Annotated in this window: 18 protein-coding genes; 11 read left to right on the plus strand and 7 right to left on the minus strand. The window is 71.0% G+C overall.

What is annotated here, in order from left to right:
- Positions 1–89 precede the first annotated feature (89 nt).
- The 6 genes from LWF15_RS00960 to LWF15_RS00985 are packed head-to-tail and all read left to right on the plus strand — an operon-like array spanning position 90 to position 6127.
- Positions 90–1091, plus strand: a complete 1002-nt coding sequence (locus tag LWF15_RS00960; protein ID WP_269809470.1) for a BMP family protein — start codon at positions 90–92, stop codon at positions 1089–1091.
- Positions 1091–2632, plus strand: coding sequence for an ABC transporter ATP-binding protein (locus LWF15_RS00965; RefSeq protein WP_232808390.1), 1542 nt, complete (start codon positions 1091–1093; stop codon positions 2630–2632). Before LWF15_RS00960 ends, LWF15_RS00965 begins: the two co-directional genes overlap by 1 nt.
- Positions 2629–3735 carry an ABC transporter permease gene (locus tag LWF15_RS00970; RefSeq protein WP_232808391.1) on the plus strand — a complete coding sequence of 369 codons (1107 nt, stop codon included), beginning with the start codon at positions 2629–2631 and terminating at the stop codon, positions 3733–3735. Before LWF15_RS00965 ends, LWF15_RS00970 begins: the two co-directional genes overlap by 4 nt.
- Complete coding sequence (locus LWF15_RS00975; protein ID WP_232808392.1) at positions 3732–4643, plus strand: ABC transporter permease; 912 nt, start codon at positions 3732–3734, stop codon at positions 4641–4643. The genes LWF15_RS00970 and LWF15_RS00975 overlap by 4 nt, the downstream gene beginning before the upstream one ends.
- Before the next feature lie 33 nt (positions 4644–4676).
- Positions 4677–5657: an ornithine cyclodeaminase family protein gene (locus LWF15_RS00980; RefSeq protein WP_232808393.1), complete on the plus strand. Its 981-nt coding sequence runs from the start codon at positions 4677–4679 to the stop codon at positions 5655–5657.
- On the plus strand, positions 5654–6127 hold the full coding sequence (locus LWF15_RS00985) for a nucleoside deaminase (RefSeq protein WP_232808394.1): 474 nt from the start codon (positions 5654–5656) through the stop codon (positions 6125–6127). The genes LWF15_RS00980 and LWF15_RS00985 overlap by 4 nt, the downstream gene beginning before the upstream one ends.
- Positions 6128–6162: 35 nt before the next feature.
- Here the strand turns inward: LWF15_RS00985 and LWF15_RS00990 are convergent, their stop codons facing one another.
- From LWF15_RS00990 to dapA, 4 genes are all read right to left on the minus strand, one after another.
- Positions 6163–7197 (minus strand): hypothetical protein, encoded by a 1035-nt coding sequence (locus tag LWF15_RS00990; protein WP_232808395.1) that lies wholly within the window; start codon positions 7195–7197, stop codon positions 6163–6165.
- On the minus strand, positions 7197–7778 hold the full coding sequence (locus LWF15_RS00995) for an RNA polymerase sigma factor (RefSeq protein ID WP_232808396.1): 582 nt from the start codon (positions 7776–7778) through the stop codon (positions 7197–7199). Before LWF15_RS00995 ends, LWF15_RS00990 begins: the two co-directional genes overlap by 1 nt.
- A gap of 49 nt (positions 7779–7827) precedes the next feature.
- Positions 7828–8103: a hypothetical protein gene (locus LWF15_RS01000; protein ID WP_232808397.1), complete on the minus strand. Its 276-nt coding sequence runs from the start codon at positions 8101–8103 to the stop codon at positions 7828–7830.
- A gap of 70 nt (positions 8104–8173) precedes the next feature.
- A complete protein-coding gene (gene dapA / locus LWF15_RS01005; protein ID WP_232808398.1) occupies positions 8174–9085 on the minus strand; it encodes a 4-hydroxy-tetrahydrodipicolinate synthase in 912 nt (303 codons plus the stop codon).
- A 72-nt stretch (positions 9086–9157) separates the two neighbouring features.
- On the opposite strand from dapA, the gene LWF15_RS01010 reads away from it, so the two are divergent.
- From LWF15_RS01010 to LWF15_RS01020, 3 genes are all read left to right on the plus strand, one after another.
- Positions 9158–10072, plus strand: coding sequence for a LysR family transcriptional regulator (locus LWF15_RS01010; protein WP_232808399.1), 915 nt, complete (start codon positions 9158–9160; stop codon positions 10070–10072).
- Positions 10073–10197: 125 nt separating this feature from the next.
- Positions 10198–10704, plus strand: coding sequence for a hypothetical protein (locus LWF15_RS01015; RefSeq protein WP_232808400.1), 507 nt, complete (start codon positions 10198–10200; stop codon positions 10702–10704).
- Positions 10705–10746: 42 nt separating this feature from the next.
- Positions 10747–11709, plus strand: coding sequence for an SDR family NAD(P)-dependent oxidoreductase (locus tag LWF15_RS01020; RefSeq protein WP_232808401.1), 963 nt, complete (start codon positions 10747–10749; stop codon positions 11707–11709).
- Positions 11710–11752: 43 nt separating this feature from the next.
- Here the strand turns inward: LWF15_RS01020 and LWF15_RS01025 are convergent, their stop codons facing one another.
- Complete coding sequence (locus tag LWF15_RS01025) at positions 11753–12193, minus strand: VOC family protein (protein ID WP_408622465.1); 441 nt, start codon at positions 12191–12193, stop codon at positions 11753–11755.
- Between the two features lie 132 nt (positions 12194–12325).
- On the opposite strand from LWF15_RS01025, the gene LWF15_RS01030 reads away from it, so the two are divergent.
- Positions 12326–13297, plus strand: coding sequence for an NAD-dependent epimerase/dehydratase family protein (locus tag LWF15_RS01030; RefSeq protein WP_232808403.1), 972 nt, complete (start codon positions 12326–12328; stop codon positions 13295–13297).
- A 3-nt stretch (positions 13298–13300) separates the two neighbouring features.
- Here the strand turns inward: LWF15_RS01030 and LWF15_RS01035 are convergent, their stop codons facing one another.
- Both LWF15_RS01035 and LWF15_RS35840 read right to left on the minus strand, forming a co-directional pair.
- A complete protein-coding gene (locus tag LWF15_RS01035; protein ID WP_232808404.1) occupies positions 13301–13933 on the minus strand; it encodes a uridine kinase family protein in 633 nt (210 codons plus the stop codon).
- Between the two features lie 255 nt (positions 13934–14188).
- On the minus strand, positions 14189–16048 hold the full coding sequence (locus LWF15_RS35840; protein WP_408622467.1) for a phosphatase PAP2 family protein: 1860 nt from the start codon (positions 16046–16048) through the stop codon (positions 14189–14191).
- A gap of 177 nt (positions 16049–16225) precedes the next feature.
- On the opposite strand from LWF15_RS35840, the gene LWF15_RS01050 reads away from it, so the two are divergent.
- Entirely contained in the window at positions 16226–17443 is a 1218-nt protein-coding gene (locus LWF15_RS01050; RefSeq protein WP_232808405.1) for an MFS transporter, read from the plus strand.
- The last annotated feature ends 5 nt before the right edge of the window (positions 17444–17448 follow it).

A 17448-nucleotide genomic window follows, 5' to 3' on the forward strand; every position in this document is an offset into this window, starting at 1 on the left:
GAAACGTGGCCGTCACAGCCCCTCACCACCCTCGTTGCTTAGTGGTATACCGCTAATTGGTGAACGCAGACAACGAAGGGCTCACTGCCATGGCCTCCCGCTCGTTCCCGCCCCACAGCCTTCTGGCCGCCACCCTCGTCGGGGCATCCGTGCTGCTCAGCGCCTGCGGCTCGGACAGCCCCGAGGCCTCCCCGGCGGCCGGCGACGACGCCCTCAAGGTCGGCGTGTTCTTCCCCGGCTCGATCTCCGACACCGGGTTCATGCAGTCCGGCTACCTCGGCTACGAACGCCTGAAGAAGGCCGGTGAGGTCGAGCTCAGCTACGTGGAACAGGTCGAGGCCGCCGACTACGAACAGGCCCTGGTCCGCTTCGCGTCGCAGAACGACCTGGTGATCTCGCTGGGCGGGCAGACCGACGCCGACGTGCGCAAGGTCGCGCCGCAGTTCCCCGAGGTCGAGTTCGTCGAGATCGGCGGCCCGGCCGATGCCGAGCCCCTGGCCAACCTCGCCTACTACGACCCGCAGCAGGCCGAGGCCGAGTTCCTCACCGGCGCCGTGTCGGCGATGGCCTCGGCCAAGGGCACCATCGGCTTCGTCGGCGGGGTGGAACTGCCCGCGATCGTCAATGCGGCGAACGCCTTCAGCAACGGCGCGCAGTTCGCCGATCCCGCCGTGAAGGTACTTCCGCCGCAGTACGTGGGCGATTTCAACGATCCCGCCAAGGCCAAGCAGGCGGCCGCCGCGAACTACGGCGCCGGGGCCGACGTGCTCGGGCAGATCGTGAACCTCGGCAAGCAGGGCATCCAGCAGGCCGCGGCCGAGAGCAGCGCCCGGATGATCGGCGGCCCGATCCCGGGCAGCTGCGACGACGAGTCCTACGTCGGCTACGTGCAGACCGACATCGGCAAGGAGATCGAGTACGCGGTCGCCGCCGTCCAGGACGGCACCTGGAAGGCCGAGCAGGTGCCGTTCGGCCTGACCTCGGACAAGGACGCCACCGACTTCGTGCTCTGCGACGAGGACGCCGAGATCCGGGCCACGCTGGAGAAGGCGAAGACGCAGCTGGCCTCCGGCGCGGTCGAGCCCTACTGATGACCACCCTGCTCCGGCTCAGCGACCTCGGTAAGCGTTACGGCCCGGTCGAGGCCCTGCACGGCGTCGACCTCCAGGTCCGCGCCGGCACGGTGCACTGCGTGCTCGGCGAGAACGGGGCCGGCAAGTCCACGCTGTGCAACCTGGTCAACGGCGGCGTGCGGCCCTCGTCCGGCTCGATGACCCTCAAGGACCGGCCCTACCGCCCCTCGTCCCCGGCCGACGCCCTGAGCAGCGGTGTGGCGATGGTGCACCAGCACTTCTCGCTCATCCCGACCCTGACCGTGCAGGAGAACCTGCTGCTGGCCTCGGGCCGGTTCTTCGGCCGGCGCTCGGCCCGGCTGGGCCCCCGTCTGGAGCGCATCCGCGACGAGTTCGGCCTGTCCGTCGCCCTGAACGCCCGGGTGGCCGACCTGCCGGTGGGCGGGCGGCAGAAGGCCGAGATCGTCAAGGCGCTGCTGACCGATCCGGACCTGATCCTGCTCGACGAGCCCACCGGAGTGCTCGACGGGGCCGAGATCGACGCGCTGATCGGAGTCTGTCAGGCGATCGCCGCGTCCGGCCGCGGCGTGGTGCTGGTGACGCACAAGCTGGGCGAGGTCTCCCGGGTCGCGGACGAGGCGACGGTACTGCGCCACGGAACCGTCGCCGGCGGGGGACGTCTGAGTGAAGTTGCGGTGGCAGAATTGCTTTCGCTGATGCTGGGTCAGAAACCCGAAGACGTCTCGAGCGTTGCGGCCGCAGCGGCCGGGGCCGGGGTCACCCGCCGATCGGTCACCCGGACCGCAGCCGAGCCGGTGCTTTCGGTGCGGGACCTTTCGGTCACCGCCGCCGACGGGTCGAAACTGGTGGACGGCGTGCAGCTGGATCTGTTGCCGGGCCGGATCACCGGAATCGCCGGGGTCGAGGGCAACGGCCAGAGCGAACTCGTGCGGGTGCTCTCGGGAGCGTTGCGGCCCACGTCGGGTTCGGTGAAATTGAAGACCCTCGACCTGACCGACGCGCCTCCGGCGCTGCGCACGGCTCACGGTCTGGGTGTGGTTCCGGAAGACCGGCACCACGAGGGCATGGTCGCGGACCTTTCCGTGGCCGAGAACCTGTTCCTGTCCCGCCTGGGAGACTTCCGCAGGTACGGGCTGCTCGACCGAAAGACGCTGGAAGCCGCTGCCGCACAACTGATCGAGACCTACGACGTACGGGTGCCGGGACCCCGCACGCCGATGAAGTCCCTTTCCGGCGGCAATCAGCAGAAGGTCGTGCTGGCCCGGGAGCTGTCGATCGAGGGGTTGCAGGTTCTGGTCGCCGCGCAGCCCACCCGGGGTCTCGACGTGGGCGCGGTGGCGGCCGTGCTTGAGCGGCTGCGCGAGGCCGCGGGCCGCGGCGTGGCCGTGCTGGTCGTCTCCAGCGAGGTCGACGAGCTTCTCACCCTGTGCGACCAGGTGCTGGTCAGCTACCGGGGTCGCCTGCTCGGACCGGTCGAGGCAGGAACCCCCTCGGCCGAGGCCGAGATCGGCGCCCTGATGACGGGAACGACGGCATGAGACTCACCTACCACCCGGCCTTCACGGCCCTGGCCTCGACCGCCGCGGCCGCGGTGATCGGGCTCGTTCTGTGCGCGGTCGCCGGAGCCTCGCCTGCCACCGCCGTCTCCGCCCTGGCCGAGGGCATGTTCGGAACCCCCTACGCGATCGGCAAGTCCGTCAACACCGCAGCCGTGCTGCTCCTGGTGGCGGCCGGTTTCGTCCTGGCCTACCGGGCCGGGCTGGTCAATGTCGGCGGCGAGGGCCAGATCTGCGCCGGAGGCATCGCCGCGGCCGCCATCGGCACCACCCTCCCCACCGGCACCCCGGCCGCCCTGGCTCTGCCCCTGGTCCTGGCCGGCGCCGCAGCCGCCGGCTTCGGCTGGGCCGCCATCGCCGCCGCACTACGCGCCTGGCTGGGCACCAGCGAGATCATCACCACGCTGCTGCTGAACTTCGTCGGCATCGCCCTGGTGACGCTGATGGTGCACGAACCCTTTCTGCTGCGGCAGCCGGTGACGTCCTCCGAAACCCTGCCCCAGTCGTCCGCTCTGATCGACGGCGCCCGCCTGCCTCTGCTCGGCCTGACCGGCTCACCCGCCACGATCGCCGTCGTCATCGCTCTCATCGCCGTGATCGCGGTCGGAGTCCTGCTGCGCCACACCGCCTCCGGCATCCGGCTCAGCGCGCTCGGCCACGCCCCCGAGGCCGCCGCCCGCCTGGGCATCCCGGTGGCGCGCACCCGATTCCTGACCCTGTCCGGCGCCGGGGGTTTCGCCGGGCTGGCCGGAGGCCTGCTGGTGGCCACAGCGCCGTTCATCCTGGCCGAGGGTTTCACCTCCGGCTACGGCTTCTCCGGGCTCGTGGTCGGCCTGCTGGCCCGCGGTTCCATGCTCGGCCTGGTGGCGGTCGGCCTGCTGCTGGCCTTCCTGGTCTCCGGCGGGATCAACCTGCAACTGGTGGCCGGGGTGCCGGCCACCACCGTGTCGATCGTCGAGAGCCTGATCATCCTCTTCATCGCGGCCACGGCCGGCTGGGCCACCCGGCGCCGGCTCGCCCGCACCCGCGACGGAGCCGGCCCGGCCTCCGACCGGGCGGCCGAACTGACGGGAGCCGGACGATGAGCATCCTCACCCAGATCCTGGTCAGCGGCATTGGTTTCGCCCTCCCCCTGCTCGTGGCCGCGGTCGGCGAGCTCGTGAGCGAGCGGGCCGGCGTCCTCAATCTGAGCTTGGAAGGCATGATGCTGACCGGCGCCTTCACCTCGGTGGCGGGGGCGGTGGCCACCGGATCACCCTGGCTGGGCGCCGCCTGCGGGGTGCTCGGGGGGCTGCTGACCGGTCTGGCCCAGGCGATCCTGTCGGTGCGCTGCCGGGCCGACCAGATCGTGGTCGGCATCGCCCTCAACGCCCTCGCCCTGGCCGCCACCACGTTCGGGGCACGGCTGTGGCTGGACTCCACCGACACCGTTCCCGCCTTCGACGATCTGAATCTGCCCGGACTGAGCGCGATCCCGGTGATCGGCCCGGCCCTGTTCGACCTGACCCCGCTCGGCTACCTGTGCCTCCTGCTGGCCGGCGGGGTGGCCCTGACGCTCTCGCCCCGCACCGGGCCCGGCCTGCGCATCGATGCGGTCGGCGAGGACGCGGTGGCGGCCGACCGCACCGGCCTGCCCGTGCTCCGGCTGCGCACTCTGTGCATCCTGCTCACCTCCGCCCTGGCCGGCCTGGCCGGAGCCCAGCTGGCCCTGTCCGAGGTGCGGGCGTTCAGTGACAACATGACCGCAGGTATCGGCTACCTGGCCGTGGTCGCGGTCATCGCCGGGCGCTGGCGACCGGTCGGAACTGCTCTGGCGGCAGTGGTCTTCGGCGTGGTTCAGGCCCTGCAGTACGCGCTGCCGGCCCTCGGTGTGGACGTACCGCCCGCCCTGCTCACGATGCTCCCCTACCTGGTCGCAATCATCGCGGTCAGCGGCCTGGCCGGCGCCAGCCGCGCCCCTTCGGGCCTGACCGTGCCCTTCGCCCGAGCCTGACCTCCCCACCCCGACTCCCGTGAGGACGTCCCCTTGCTGATCCTGACCCACTCCGACGTCAGCCGACTCCTCGGCGAAAACCCGCACTCCGACGTCCGTTCGGCTCTTCAGCAGGCCCACACCGAACTGGCCCTCGGCCGGGCCGTGGTGCCTGCCCCACCGGCGATGACCATGAACGGCGCCTCGCTGGTGCCCATGGTCGCCGCCACCCCCACCACCGCAGCGGTGAAACTGCTGGCCGACATCCCGGCCAACGCCGGGCGCGGCCTCGCCGTGCAACGCTCTACGATCCTGGTCACCTCGGCCGAGACCGGTGAGTGCCAGGCGTTGATCGACGGACGATTGGTGACGGCGGTGCGCACGGCCGCCGCGAGTGCCCTGGCCACGGCCTTCCTGGCTCGCCCGGAAAGTCGCACTCTGGGACTGGTGGGTGCGGGCGGCCTGGCGGTCCAGCACACCCGCGCGCTGAACGAGGTGCTGGACCTGGAAACCGTTCTGGTCTGGTCGCGTACCCCAGCCACGCTGGAACGCTATCGCCAGGCCGTCGCCGACCTCGGGATCACCGTGAAAAGCGTTCAGACGGTGGAGGAAGTGGTACGCGGCAGCGATGTCGTCTGCACCCTCACGCCGTCACGCGATCCCTTGGTGCTGGGCGCCTGGTTCGGCCCCGGCCTGCACGTGAATGCCGTGGGTGCGCCTCCGCGGCCGGATCATCGGGAGATCGACGGGGAGGGGCTGCGACGTTCCCGGGTGGTGGTCGACTCGCTGGCAACCGCTCTGGCCAAGTCCGGAGAAGTGGTGTTGGCTCTGGCCGAGGGCGCCGTGGTGCAGGCCGATGTGTCGGTCGAGCTCGGCGTGGTGACAGCCGGCCTCGCGCCGGGCCGCTCGGACGCGCAGGAGGTCACGTTGTTCAACTCGGTGGGGCTGGGTCTGCAGGATCTGGCGGTGGCCGACCTGCTGGTCGAACGGGCCCGGGCCCTGGGAGTCGGTACCGAACTGGAGCTGTCCGCATGAGCGAGGCCCTCGACCACGAGGTCCACATCCGCCGCTCCATCGAACTGGCCCACCTGGCCGTCGAGCGCGGCGACCACCCCTTCGGCGCCGTCCTGCTCTCGGCCGAGGGCGAGATGATCGCCGAGGGAATGAACGCCGTGCCCTCCACCGGCGACGTGCGCGCCCACGCCGAGCTGGAGGCCGTGGTGAACGCCCGTCGCCTGGGCCCGGCCGAGCAGATCCCCGGCGGCATCATGATCGCCAGCGGCGAGCCCTGCCCGATGTGCGCCACCGGCATGGTCTGGGCCGGCCTGTCCCGCATCGTCTTCGCCGCCGCCACACCCGACTTCGCCCAGTACCTGGCCCCCGGGCCGAGCTTCACCCTGCGCTGCCGCGACATCATCGAAAGCGCCTCCTCGAAGGTCGTTCTCGAGGGGCCGATCGAGGGTGTGGGCGCGCTCGAACCCTTCCTGGCCTTCGCCGCACGCTGAGGTGGGGGCGCCTGCAGTCAGGCGCCCCCACCCGTTCAGGCCGTGAAGTCGGACACCGAGACGCGGGAGACCTGGTAGGTGCTCTGCGAACCCGGCACGTCCGCGTCGGCCGCGCTGACCAGCGAGATCGGAGTGCCCGACTCGGCGTCGACGGTCAGCACCTGCGGTGCGCCGCCCCCGGACAGCGCCGCACCGGCGGTGAGGGTCAGGGTGGCCTGCCCCTCGGTGGTGGTCTTCTCGACCTTGACCTCGGGCACGGACGCGTACAGCCGCAGCACGCCGGCCCGCACCTCGGGGCTGCCGCTGCCGCCGTTCAGGGCGTCGAGCCCCTGGTTCCACAGGTGGGAGCCGACCAACTGCTCGAGCTTCTTGCCGGTGGGCGGGTTCTTCGGCGGCTGGTAGCCCTTGGCCTCGTAGACGTCGGCGTTCTCGGCCAGCGTCTCGTCCCAGATCTTCTGCCGCGCGGCCTCGTCCAGGCCCAGGCCCAGGCTGTTGGGCGCCGCGTCGACCATCCGGCGGCGGGCCTCCTCGAGGTCGCCGTCCACCGCGAACCGCGCTGCCTCGACACTGTTCGCGACGATCCGCGAGAAGCCCTCGTCCGAGCCCTCACCCATCGCCTGGCGCAGCGACGCCTCGTCCGCGGCGCCGAAGTAGCGGCCGTCGTCGGTGTAGAGGTTGTAGCTGACCGTGGGATCCTGACCGTCGATGGTCTGGGTGCGAACAACCAGGGACGCGTCTCCCGACCCGGTCTCGCCGGCGGCGGTCAGGCGGGTGGCCAGGGAGATCAACTCGGACTCGACCACCGGCCCCTGGGCCACCGGGGCATTCGGCGTAGCGGGCTGCGACATCGAACTGACCGCGAACACCACGGCCGCACCGGCCGCCAGCGCACCGATCCCGGCGCCGATCCACGGGGTGCGCCGCCGACGCGGCTTGAGGAAGGCCACCTTGCCCCGGCCGGAGGCTTCCTCCAGGGCCGCCCGCAGGTCGGCGCGGGCCCGCTCGTGCGCCTCCGGCCGCAGCGGCGACACCTGCAACGACTTCTTCGCCAGGTCCATCTCGTCCACCATTACCTGCTCCCTCTCACGCTGTTCAGTTCGGTCAGGAGAGCCGCGACCTCGGGGGTGCCGCGCAGTGTCTCGCGGGCCTGGTGCAGCAGACGCCGGGCCGTTCCGGCCGGAATGCCCAGCACCCGGGCGGCATCGGCGGCCGTCAGGTCCTCCCCGGCGACCAGGGTCAGCACCTCACGCTCGTCGGACCGCAGCCCCGCCAGGGCATCCCGGAACACAGCCTGGGCATCCACCCGCATCTGCACCATCGGCCACGGGTCCCACGCACCGCCCTGCTCGTTCAGGTCCGGCACCAGATCCTCGGGCGGCTGCGAGCGCCAGTGATGCCGGACCTGGTTCAACGCGACGGTGTAGAGCCAGGGGCGCGCGTCCGGGTACTGCTGGTCGTAGGTCTTACGGGCGGCGAAAGCGGCCACCCAGACCTCACCCAGCAGGTCCTCGGCCGTGTCCCGGCCCACCCGCCGCACCAGAAAGGCCCCGATCGCGGACTCGTGCCGAAGCACCATCTCCACGAAGGCCTCGGCCTCGCCGGTCAGCGACCGGCCGATCAGCTCGGCGTCCGATGCTCTGCGGCTCTTCACACCCACTAGTAGTCGGGGCGGAGGCAAAGCGTTCAGACGGCCGGCCGGCTCAGAGTGCCTCGGGGTTCTGCATGGCGGCCGACATCGCCTCGGCGTGCGGCCCGATCAGGATGAGCAGCCCGTCCGGCGTGAGCACGACCGGCTGGTCGGGGTAGGTACGCCGGGCCGCCTCCAGGTCGTCCTCGCCCCAGGCCTGCTTCAGCCCGGCCTCCTCGATCGGGAAGATCAGGGTGCCCTCGATCATCTCGATCCCGCCGACCGCCAGACCGGGCCAGCGCCACTGCCAGGCGGACGGGCTGCTGAGGGCTTGGTCCTGGTCGGACACGGTGACTCCTTGATCCGGGCGGGGCACCGGACCAGCCTAGGTCCTGTCCGAACTCGTCCCCGCGCGCCGATCAGGCGACCGGCGTGGCGATCGTCAGCAGGGCCGCGCGCAGCTTGCGCAGGTCCTCGTCGGGCGATTCGAGCAGCGGCAGGCGCACCGCGGCGCTGGGGACCACCCCGATCTCGGCGAGCGCGGCCTTGGCCATGATCGCGCCGGAGGAGGTGCGCATGATCGCGTCGGTCAGCGGGATCAGCGCCTTGGCCACCTCCTGGGCCCGCTCCAGGTCGTGCTCGCGCACCGCCTTGATCAGCTCGGCGTTGCGGTCGGCGACCACGTTGCCCACCACGCTGACCACGCCCACCGCGCCGCTGGCCAGGTAGGGCAGGTTCAGCTCGTCGATGCCGCTGTAGTAGGCCAGCCCGGTGCGGGCCATCACGGTCAGGGCCTCGAAGATGTCGCCCTTCGCGTCCTTGATCGCCTGGATCCGCGGGTGGGCGGCCAGCTCGACGATGGTGGCCGGGCTGAGCGCCAGGCCGGTCCGGGCCGGCACGTCGTAGAGCATGATCGGCAGACCGGTGGAGTCGGCCACGGCCCGGGTGTGCGCCACCACCCCGGCCTGGGTGGGGCGGTTGTAGTAGGGCGTGACCAGCAGCAGGGCGTCGGCGCCGGCCTCCTCGGCCGCCTGGGCGCGGGCGATCGTGGCCCTGGTGTCGTAGGTGCCGACCCCGGCGATCACCCGGGCCTGCCCCTGCACCTGGGCCTTGACCTGCCGGATCAGCTGCAGGCCCTCCTCGCCGGAGACGGTGGCCGACTCGCCGGTGGTGCCGTTGACCACGATGCCGTCGCAGCCGGTGCTCAGCAGGTGCGCGACCAGGCTGGTCACGGCGGCCTCGTCGATGGAGCCGTCCGGCTTCATCGGGCTCACCATGGCCACCACGTTGGAGCCGAAGAGCAGGTCAGCGGGCACACGCGTGTCGGTCATAGGTTCATCCTGACGGGCCGGAAGCCTGCGGTCCAGCGATGGATTCTTGGCGGTATTGCGTAGCCTGGCTTCATGATCGATGTGACCGCCCTGCGTGCGCTGCGTTCCGTGGCCACCCTGGGCACCCTGGCCCGGGCCGCCGAGGAGCTGGGCTTCACCGCCTCGGCAGTGTCTCAGCAGATCAAACGGCTGGAACGCGAGGTCGGCGTGCCCGTGCTGGCCCCGGCCGGTCGCGGCGTGGTGCTCACCCCAGCCGGTCAGGCCATCGTCGACACCGCTCCCTCAGTGTTCCAGGCCCTGGAGCAGTGCGCCGAGGCGGCCCGTTCCGTGGCCGACGGGGCTCCCAGCGGCACCCTGCGCGTCGTCGCCTTCTCCACCGGCGTCCGCGGCCTCCTCGCCCCCGTCGTCCCCGCGCTCGCCGCCCACGCTCCCGAGCTACGGCTGCACATCTCCGAGGAAGACCCCGAACAGGCGCTGCGTAGCGTCGAGGCCGGCACCGCCGATCTGGCCCTCACCCACGACGCCGACGGCCTGCCCGTCGCCCTCTCCCCCGCCATGATCCAGCGGCGCATCCACACAGACGTCGGCGACGTCGTCCTCCACCGCTCCCATCCCCTCGCATCCCTCGACCGCCCCCTGGCCGTCTCCGACCTGGCCGGTCACGCCTGGGTCACCTCACCCCCGGGAAGCGTGTGCCACCAATGGTTCCGCCGCCTCTTCGCCTCGTCCGGAGAAGACCCCGACGTACGCCACCTGATCGACGATTTCAGCACACAGCTGTCGTTGGTGGCCTCGGGCGACGTGATCGCCCTGATCCCCCGCCTGGCCCGCCCCCCACTACGCGAGGACCTGGTCTCACTCCCCCTGAAGCGAGCCCCCAAACGCGAGGTCTTCGCCGCCTGGCGCCGCAGTGCCAACGCCAGCCCTGCCATCCAGGCGGTCCTGCGAGAGCTGACCGCCGAGACCCCCTGGCCCGAGGCGCTTTGATGAGTTCTTCACCAACGCCGTGGCAGAACACCACCCACGACTGGGCCCGCACGGTAGACGCAAAGCACCTGGCCACCATCCGAGGCGACCCGACCGCATACGCGCCCACCGGCGTCCTTCATCTGGTGTTGGAAGTTCTGGCCTACGCGGCAGACGAGGCTGAAAGCGCTTCGCAGGTGGGGCATTGCACGGTGGCCCTGCATCGGGACGGCTCGGTGTCGGTGAGTGATGACGGGCGAGGTACCGACACGCGGCGCGACGAGCAGGGCGAGCCGGTGAAGAAGCCGGTGATGGCCACGAAAGACCTGCGCTTCTTCGACCTTCCCGATGCCGAGCAGTTGCCCGACGGACATCCGCGGCGGGGCATGTCGGTGGTGGCGGCGCTGAGTTCGTGGCTGGTGCACACCAATCGGCGGCTCGAGGGGTCCTGGACTCAGCGCTACGAGCACGGGATCCCGGTGACCGGCCTGCGGCCCGCCCCGCCGCAGAGCGGCACGGGCACGACTGTGCACTTTCTGCCCGACGCCTCGATCGATGCGCCGAAGCTGACGCTGGCCGCGGAGCTGGTGCCCGCGCTGGCCGCGTTCACGCAACTCGATGTCGAGATCGTGGGAGCGCGTGGGTGGTTGTGACACTGCCTGGAACAGCACCGGGGGCGTTCGTACGGTCGAGGCATGGTTTCTTATCAGCGCCCGATCGGGTCGGGTTTCGGTCACCACACCACCACTGAGGACGTCCTTGCCGGGGTTGATCTCACCGGTCGGGTCGCGATCGTGACGGGTGGGTATTCGGGGATCGGCATCACCACCACGCGCGCGCTCGCCGGGGCGGGCGCCACAGTGGTCGTGCCGGCGCGTCGCCCTGATGCGGCGGCCGAACAGTTGGCCGATGTGAAGAACGTCGAGATCGCTGAGCTGGATCTGGCCGACCTGGGCAGCGTGCGGGCCTTTGCACAGTCGTTCCTGGCCAGTGGCCGGGCCCTGGACATCCTGATCAACAACGCCGCGGTGATGGCGATCCCGCTGACCCGGGTGGGGCCGGGCTGGGAGGCGCAGTTCGCCACCAACCACCTCGGTCACTTCGTCCTGACCACCCAGGTGTGGCCGGCCCTGGTGCAGGCCGCAGGGGCCCGGGTGGTGAGCCTGAGTTCGTGGGGGCACAAGGGTTCCGACATCCAGTGGGACGACCTGCAGTTCCACAACTCCTACGAGAAGTGGCAGGCCTACGGGCAGGCCAAGACGGCCAACGTGCTTTTCGCCCGGCACCTGGACAAGCTCGGCGAACCCCATGGCGTGCGGGCGTTCTCGGTGTTCCCCGGGGGCATCAAGACGCCGTTGCAGCGGCATCTGCCCGACGGGGAGATGGTCGGCCTGGGGTGGATCGACGCCGAGGGCAACGACATCTACCCCTGGAAGACCCCGGAGGAGGGTGCGGCCACCAGCGTCTGGGCGGCCACGTCGGCGCAGCTCGCCGGCATGGGCGGGGTGTACTGCGAGGACGTCGACGTGGCGCACATCGCTGATCTGGGCACCCAGGAAGGCCTCGACCGGGGTGTGAACGCCTACGCGATCGACCCGGTGGCGGCCGAACGGCTGTGGACGCTCTCGGCCGGGCTGACCGGCACCGATCTTCCCTGACCCCCTTGTGACCACGGAGCCGGCGCCGGCCCGGACGGGCGCTTCAGGCCGTGGCTTCCTGCTGCTGAGCTGCGACGAACTCTTCGGGGCCCCTCTCGGCCGCCGCCGGGTCCATCCACATGATCTGCCAGCCGTGACCGTCCAGGTCGAAGAAGCTGCGCGAGCACATGAACCCGTAGTCCTCCAGGCCGTCGGCCTCGACCCCGCCGGCGGCCAGCGCGGCCTGGGAGACCGAGTCGACCTCTTCGCGGGAGGACACGCTGAAGCAGAACAGGGCCTGGGTGTGGGTGGCCGGGTCGGCCAGCGGCCGCTTCGCGAAGGTGGCGAACTTCTCCCGGGTGAGCAGCATGAAACTGGCCTGGTCGCTGACCTTCATGCAGGCCGCCGTGTCGTCGGTGAAGTTCGGGTCGAAGGTGAAGCCCAACTGGGCGAAGAAGGCCTTGCTGGCCCCGAGGTCGGCCACGGGGATGTTCACGAACAACATGCGTGCGGTCACAGCGGTCTCCAGGTGGGTGAAGCGTCGGATACGCAGTGAAGACCGGGCCGGCCGGCAGAACTCATCGCCCCCGCCCCGATAACGTGAGCCGCCAAGGACCTCCGGCGGATCGGGAGAGACATGCGCATCGTGGTCATCGGCGGGAGCGGCCACATCGGCACCTACCTCGTCCCCCGGCTCGTGCGGGCCGGTCACGAGGTGGTCAGCATCAGCCGCGGCACCCGCTCGGCCTACACCGAGGCTTCCGAGTGGACGTCGGTACAGCAGGTCGCTGCGGACCGGGAGCAGGAGGACGCGGCCGGCACGTTCGGCGACCGGGTCGCCGGACTCGGGCCCGACGTCGTCATCGATCTGATCTGCTTCACCGTCGCCTCGGCGACCGCCCTGGTCGAGCGCCTGCGCGGCGAGGTCGGGCACCTGCTGCACTGCGGATCGATCTGGCGTTACGGTCCCAGCCACCTGGCGCCGATCGCCGAGGGATCCGGCACCCCGCCGTTGGGGGAGTACGGGATCCAGAAGGACCAGATCGCTCGTCTGCTGCAGGCCGAGACCGCGGCGGGCGGCCTGGTCACGACGTCGCTGCACCCCGGCCACATCGTCGGCCCCGGCTGGATGCCGATCGGCCCGCTGGGCAACCTCGACCCCGGGGTCTGGCAGACCCTTTCCAGCGGTTCGCGGCTCCGCGTGCCCGGCCTGGGCAACGAGATGATGCATCACGTGCACGCCGACGACGTGGCCCAGGCGTTCGAACTGGCGGTGGCCCGCCGCGAGGCGGCCGCCGGCGAGGACTTCAACGTGGTGGCACCGACCGCGCTGACGGTGCGGGGTTTCGCCGAGGCCGCGGCCGGCTGGTTCGGGCAGCCGCTGTACCTGGAGCCGGTCGACTGGGACCGGTTCCGCGAGGGCATGTCCCATGAGCACGGCGAGGCCAGCTGGGAGCACCTCGTGCGCAGTCACTGCTGCTCGATCGAGAAGGCCCGCCGGCTACTGGGGTACGAACCGTCGTACACGTCACTGGAGGCGGTGCTGGAGGCGGTGCGCCGGCTGATCGAGAACGGTGACCTGACGGTCGAGCGTCCACTGGTTGTCTGATCCCTACCGTCGGCCGACCGCGACGAGCACCTCGGTCTCCGGATCGTGGGCGACCGCCGACAGCGTGCCCACGATCGCGTCGGCCCGTTCCCAGGGCTGGTCGTCGGCCAGGAAGGGGATCTCCTCGACCTCCCACTCCTCCCACTCCCGGGCGGCGGTCTCCTCGTCGAGATCGCTGCGCTGGAGCATGTCCCGGGCCAGACCGCGGCGCCGGGCCTCGTCCGGGTCCGACTGCACCCAGACGACGAAGTCGAGGTAGGGGGCCAGCGAGCGCCGGGAGACGCCGATGCCCTCGATGATCAGCATGGGCGCGTCGGCCGGGACGTCGAGGTGCCCCTCACGGCCGTGCGGAGCCCAGCCCAGCGGCTGGTAGTGCACGCCGCGGCCGGCCCGGAACGGCTCCAGCACGCCGTCCCGCATCAGGTCGCCCCAGTCGAAGCGGGCGTGGTTCCAGGCCACGTCGTCGGAGTGCACCACGACGGCCCCGGTGCGCGCGGCCAGCCGCTCGGCCAGCGAGGTCTTGCCGCTGCCGCCCCGGCCGTCGACGGCCACCACCCGTCGGCCGGTCAGCGTGGCGGCGAAGTCGTCCAAGGACGTCCTGCGCCAGTTCTCGATGCGAGGTTCCCCGGGTCCCATCCAAGAACGCTAACCGGGGGCGTCGGCCACTGGCCAGGTCGGCGACGGACGCAATCGCGGAGGCAGGTTGGTGGCGGTGGACTGGAACGCCACATAGCGTCCGTTCGGGGTGATCGACGGCTCGGCGCCCGGGCCGGTCGGGGCCAGGCCCCCGGCCCCCTTGGTGATCAGCTCGATCTACCGTCGCAGACGTTACACATGCCACGTACGAGGCGCGCGGCCACCAGGTGGCCGCGCGCCCGCCGAACTCCCGGATCAGGCCTTGCGCAGCTTCACCGTGATGCCGTCGCGGACATAACCGATGTCGGCCCGCAGGCCCTGCGGCACCTGTACGTCGCCGAACTTGCCCTTGACGCGGGCGGCCCGGATCACCACGGAGTCACCGGACTTGCCCTCCACCTGCAGCACGGTGTCGCCGCTCAGCACCAGGTCGTCGTCGATCGCGACCTTGACCTTGCCGTGGGCCTTGAGAACGCCGCCGTTCTGGCGGTATTCGCCGGACAGGCGCGCGTCTTCGGCGAACTCCAGTGTGGCGCCGTCAACCACGACGTCACCGTTACCCAGCGCGCGCTTGGCCGCCACCACGAGAGTGCCCCCGGCGACCGTGGTGCCACCCCGGTAGGAGTTCTCACCGGTCAGCGTCAGCGATCCGGTACCGGCCTTGGTCAGGCCACCCCGGCCGCTGATGTCGTTACGCCAGATGTCGCTCTTGGAGAACCCACCAGCGGACGCGTCCATGGTCACCTTGACGTCGCCGTCGAACGCGCCGTAACCGTCCGTCGCCACGAAAAGGTCCAGCCGCCCCCAGTTCTCCGGGCCGTCGAGCAGCGGGTGCCCGGCCTCCAGAGCGGTGGTGCGCAGCACCTCGCGGCGCTGTTCGGCGCTCAGGTACGGCTGGCGCGTCTCCAGCAGCACCTCCGCGCCCTTCGGCACCACCATGGCCGCCGACGAGCGCTTGGCCGGCAGGTCGTAGGTGAGCTTGTCCTCGATCAGGCGACGGTTCGCCTTGCGGTCGGCGTAGGCGTCGTTCTTACGGTCGGCGCTGTGCGCGTAGCCGATCACGTCCTCACCCACCTTGCTGGTGAAGAACGCGCGGGCCTGCTCGCGGGCCGCAGCCTTGAGCGGGGCGTTGTCCGGGTCGTTGAGGATCGCCGCGGCCAGCGCGGTGGCCAGGATCCGGCCGCCCATCACGTCCAGCGGCGAGTGCATGCCGGAGACCACGCGGGTGTGGGCCAGGTCGATGGACGAGGTGACCAGTTCCTGGAAACGCTCGGGCACGGCGTAGGCGTAGGCCAGCGAGGCCAGGTAGAAGGCGTTGGTGTGGCCGCTGGGGTAGCCGCCGTCGTCCGCCGGGGCGGTGCTGCGCTGGCGCAGGAGCTGCGGGATCACCGTCACCGGCGAGTCGTAGACCGGGTAGCCGAGTTCGTCGGTCTTCCCGGTGTCGACCACCTCGTTCTTCAGGTTCATCCGCCACGGCCGCGGGTACAGGTAGGCGGCCTTGCTCGGGTTGCCCGAGGAGTAGTTACCCCGCAGACGTCCGACCAGCGCCACGACCTGTCCGAGTTCCGAGTCCGCAGCTCCCGCACCCAGAGCCGAACCGGCCGGCGCATCGGCGGGGAGAGCGTCCTCGATCTTGGTGGCCGGCGTGCCCTTGGGAGCCTCGGTGATACCGGTGACCGCGCGGGCCGCCTCGCGGTAGAGCGGGGCCAGCGGGCCGAGGCCGACGATCGTGGCGTAGCTCTGGTGCTGGCGGTCGGCGATGAACGCGCGCTCTTCCTCGGCCAGGGTGCGGGTGCGGCTCACCTTGGCCATGTACTGCATGTTGGCGCGCAGCACCGACGACGAGAGCACGGTGCCGGTGTTCCAGGTGCTGCCGGTGCGCCACAGGCTCTGCATGCCGGACAGGGCCCGCACCGCCGCGTTGGTCTCGACGGTGACGTTGCCGGTGACGTTGGTCTTGTAGGAGTCGACGAAGGCCTCGACGGCGGCCTTGGTCGTGGCCAGGCTCTCGGCGTTGAGCGTTCTGGCGTTCGCGGTTCCGGACAGCAGGGTGGGGCCTGCGGCGATTCCGGCGGTGGAGACGAGGGCCGCGCGCAGGAGGGTGCGGCGGTTCATGGTGAGGGACACCCGCCGATGGTGGTTGGAGTGAGTCCGACCGCAGAGAACACCAGTGGGTCTCCCGGTTAACGGTGGGCGAATGTCCCTACCCACGGGTTTGCTGTGAACCGGCAGGTGAGGGACCGGTACTGACAGGGCCTCCCTCTCTGCGGCCCGGCTGCCTACGGTGAGGGCGTGCCCGTGAACGCAGCCGTCGAGGCCCCCGTCATGACCCGCCGGCTGACGCTGCTCTTCGCCGTCGCCGGAGGAGCCGCCGTCGCCAATCTCTACCTGGCCCAGCCCCTGCTCGACCTGATCGCCTCCGACCTGAACGCGTCCCCCCACACCGCGGGCTGGCTCGTGACCGCCACCCAGATCGGCTACGCAGCCGGGATCCTGCTCGTGGTCCCCCTCGGCGACGTCCGGGAGAGGCGCTATCTGCTGCCCATCGTGATGACTCTCGGCGCCGTCGCGCTGGCGGCCTGCGCGCTCGCGCCGTCGATGGGCGCACTTCTGGTCGCGATCACCCTGCTGGGCGCCACCACGGTCTCCGGGCAGATCCTCGCGCCCCTGGCCGGGGATCTCGCCGATCCGGGCAACCGAGGACGAGTGGTGGGCACCGTGGTCTCGGGCCTGCTGACCGGCATCCTGCTCTCGCGCACGCTCAGCGGCCTGATCGCCGACCGGGTCGGCTGGCGCGCGGTCTACGGCTGCGCGGTCGTGCTCACCGTGCTGCTGGCCGTCACCCTGTACCGGAACATCCCCGCCACCGGCCGTAAGACCCGGCTGCGCTACCCCAGCCTGATCGCCTCCGTGTTCCGGCTGGTGCGCACCGAACGGATCGTGCGCTGGACCCTCGCCCTGGGCCTGCTCACCTTCGCCACCTTCACGATGTTCTGGACGGCCCTGACCTTCCTGCTCAGCGCCGAGCCGTACGGCTACTCGGTCACCACGATCGGTCTGTTCGGGCTGGTCGGGCTCGCCGGCGCGGCCGCGGCCCGCAATGCCGGTTCGCTGCACGACCGCGGCCTCTCGCTGCCCGCCACCGGGATCGCGGTCGTGCTGCTGCTGGTCTCGTTCGGCATCGCCCTGGCCGGCCGCACTTCGGTGGCCGCGGTGATCGCCGCCGTCGCCCTGCTCGACGTTGCCGTGCAGGCCGTGATGATCCTCAGCCAGACCCGGCTGTTCCAGGCCGTTCCCGACGAGCTGCGCTCACGCGCCAACACGGCTTTCGTCACCTCGAACTTCATCGGCGGTGCGCTGGGTTCGGCGGCGGCTTCGGTGCTTTACGACGTCGGTGGCTGGGACGCCGTGTGCCTCACCGGGGCGGGGATCACCGCGGTGATCCTGGGGATCTGGGCGGTGGGGCGACGATCGGCACTGCGCCCGGTGGCCGCTGGTTCGCCGGCCTGATCCTC

It is taken from the genome of Kineosporia rhizophila (assembly GCF_021277265.1).
GTDB lineage: Bacteria > Actinomycetota > Actinomycetes > Actinomycetales > Kineosporiaceae > Kineosporia > Kineosporia rhizophila.

Bases quoted from the DNA above. Each gene is read 5' to 3' on its own strand.
- LWF15_RS00990 (WP_232808395.1), bottom strand. From the start codon at position 7,197: ATGGTGGACGAGATGGACCTGGCGAAGAAGTCGTTGCAGGTGTCGCCG.
- LWF15_RS00985 (WP_232808394.1), top strand. From the start codon at position 5,654: ATGAGCGAGGCCCTCGACCACGAGGTCCACATCCGCCGCTCCATCGAA.
- LWF15_RS00960 (WP_269809470.1), top strand. From the start codon at position 90: ATGGCCTCCCGCTCGTTCCCGCCCCACAGCCTTCTGGCCGCCACCCTC.
- LWF15_RS01010 (WP_232808399.1), top strand. From the start codon at position 9,158: ATGATCGATGTGACCGCCCTGCGTGCGCTGCGTTCCGTGGCCACCCTG.
- LWF15_RS01020 (WP_232808401.1), top strand. From the start codon at position 10,747: ATGGTTTCTTATCAGCGCCCGATCGGGTCGGGTTTCGGTCACCACACC.
- LWF15_RS01030 (WP_232808403.1), top strand. From the start codon at position 12,326: ATGCGCATCGTGGTCATCGGCGGGAGCGGCCACATCGGCACCTACCTC.
- LWF15_RS01035 (WP_232808404.1), bottom strand. From the start codon at position 13,933: ATGGGACCCGGGGAACCTCGCATCGAGAACTGGCGCAGGACGTCCTTG.
- LWF15_RS00965 (WP_232808390.1), top strand. From the start codon at position 1,091: ATGACCACCCTGCTCCGGCTCAGCGACCTCGGTAAGCGTTACGGCCCG.
- LWF15_RS01025 (WP_408622465.1), bottom strand. From the start codon at position 12,193: ATGTTGTTCGTGAACATCCCCGTGGCCGACCTCGGGGCCAGCAAGGCC.
- dapA (WP_232808398.1), bottom strand. From the start codon at position 9,085: ATGACCGACACGCGTGTGCCCGCTGACCTGCTCTTCGGCTCCAACGTG.
- LWF15_RS00975 (WP_232808392.1), top strand. From the start codon at position 3,732: ATGAGCATCCTCACCCAGATCCTGGTCAGCGGCATTGGTTTCGCCCTC.
- LWF15_RS35840 (WP_408622467.1), bottom strand. From the start codon at position 16,048: ATGAACCGCCGCACCCTCCTGCGCGCGGCCCTCGTCTCCACCGCCGGA.
- LWF15_RS00970 (WP_232808391.1), top strand. From the start codon at position 2,629: ATGAGACTCACCTACCACCCGGCCTTCACGGCCCTGGCCTCGACCGCC.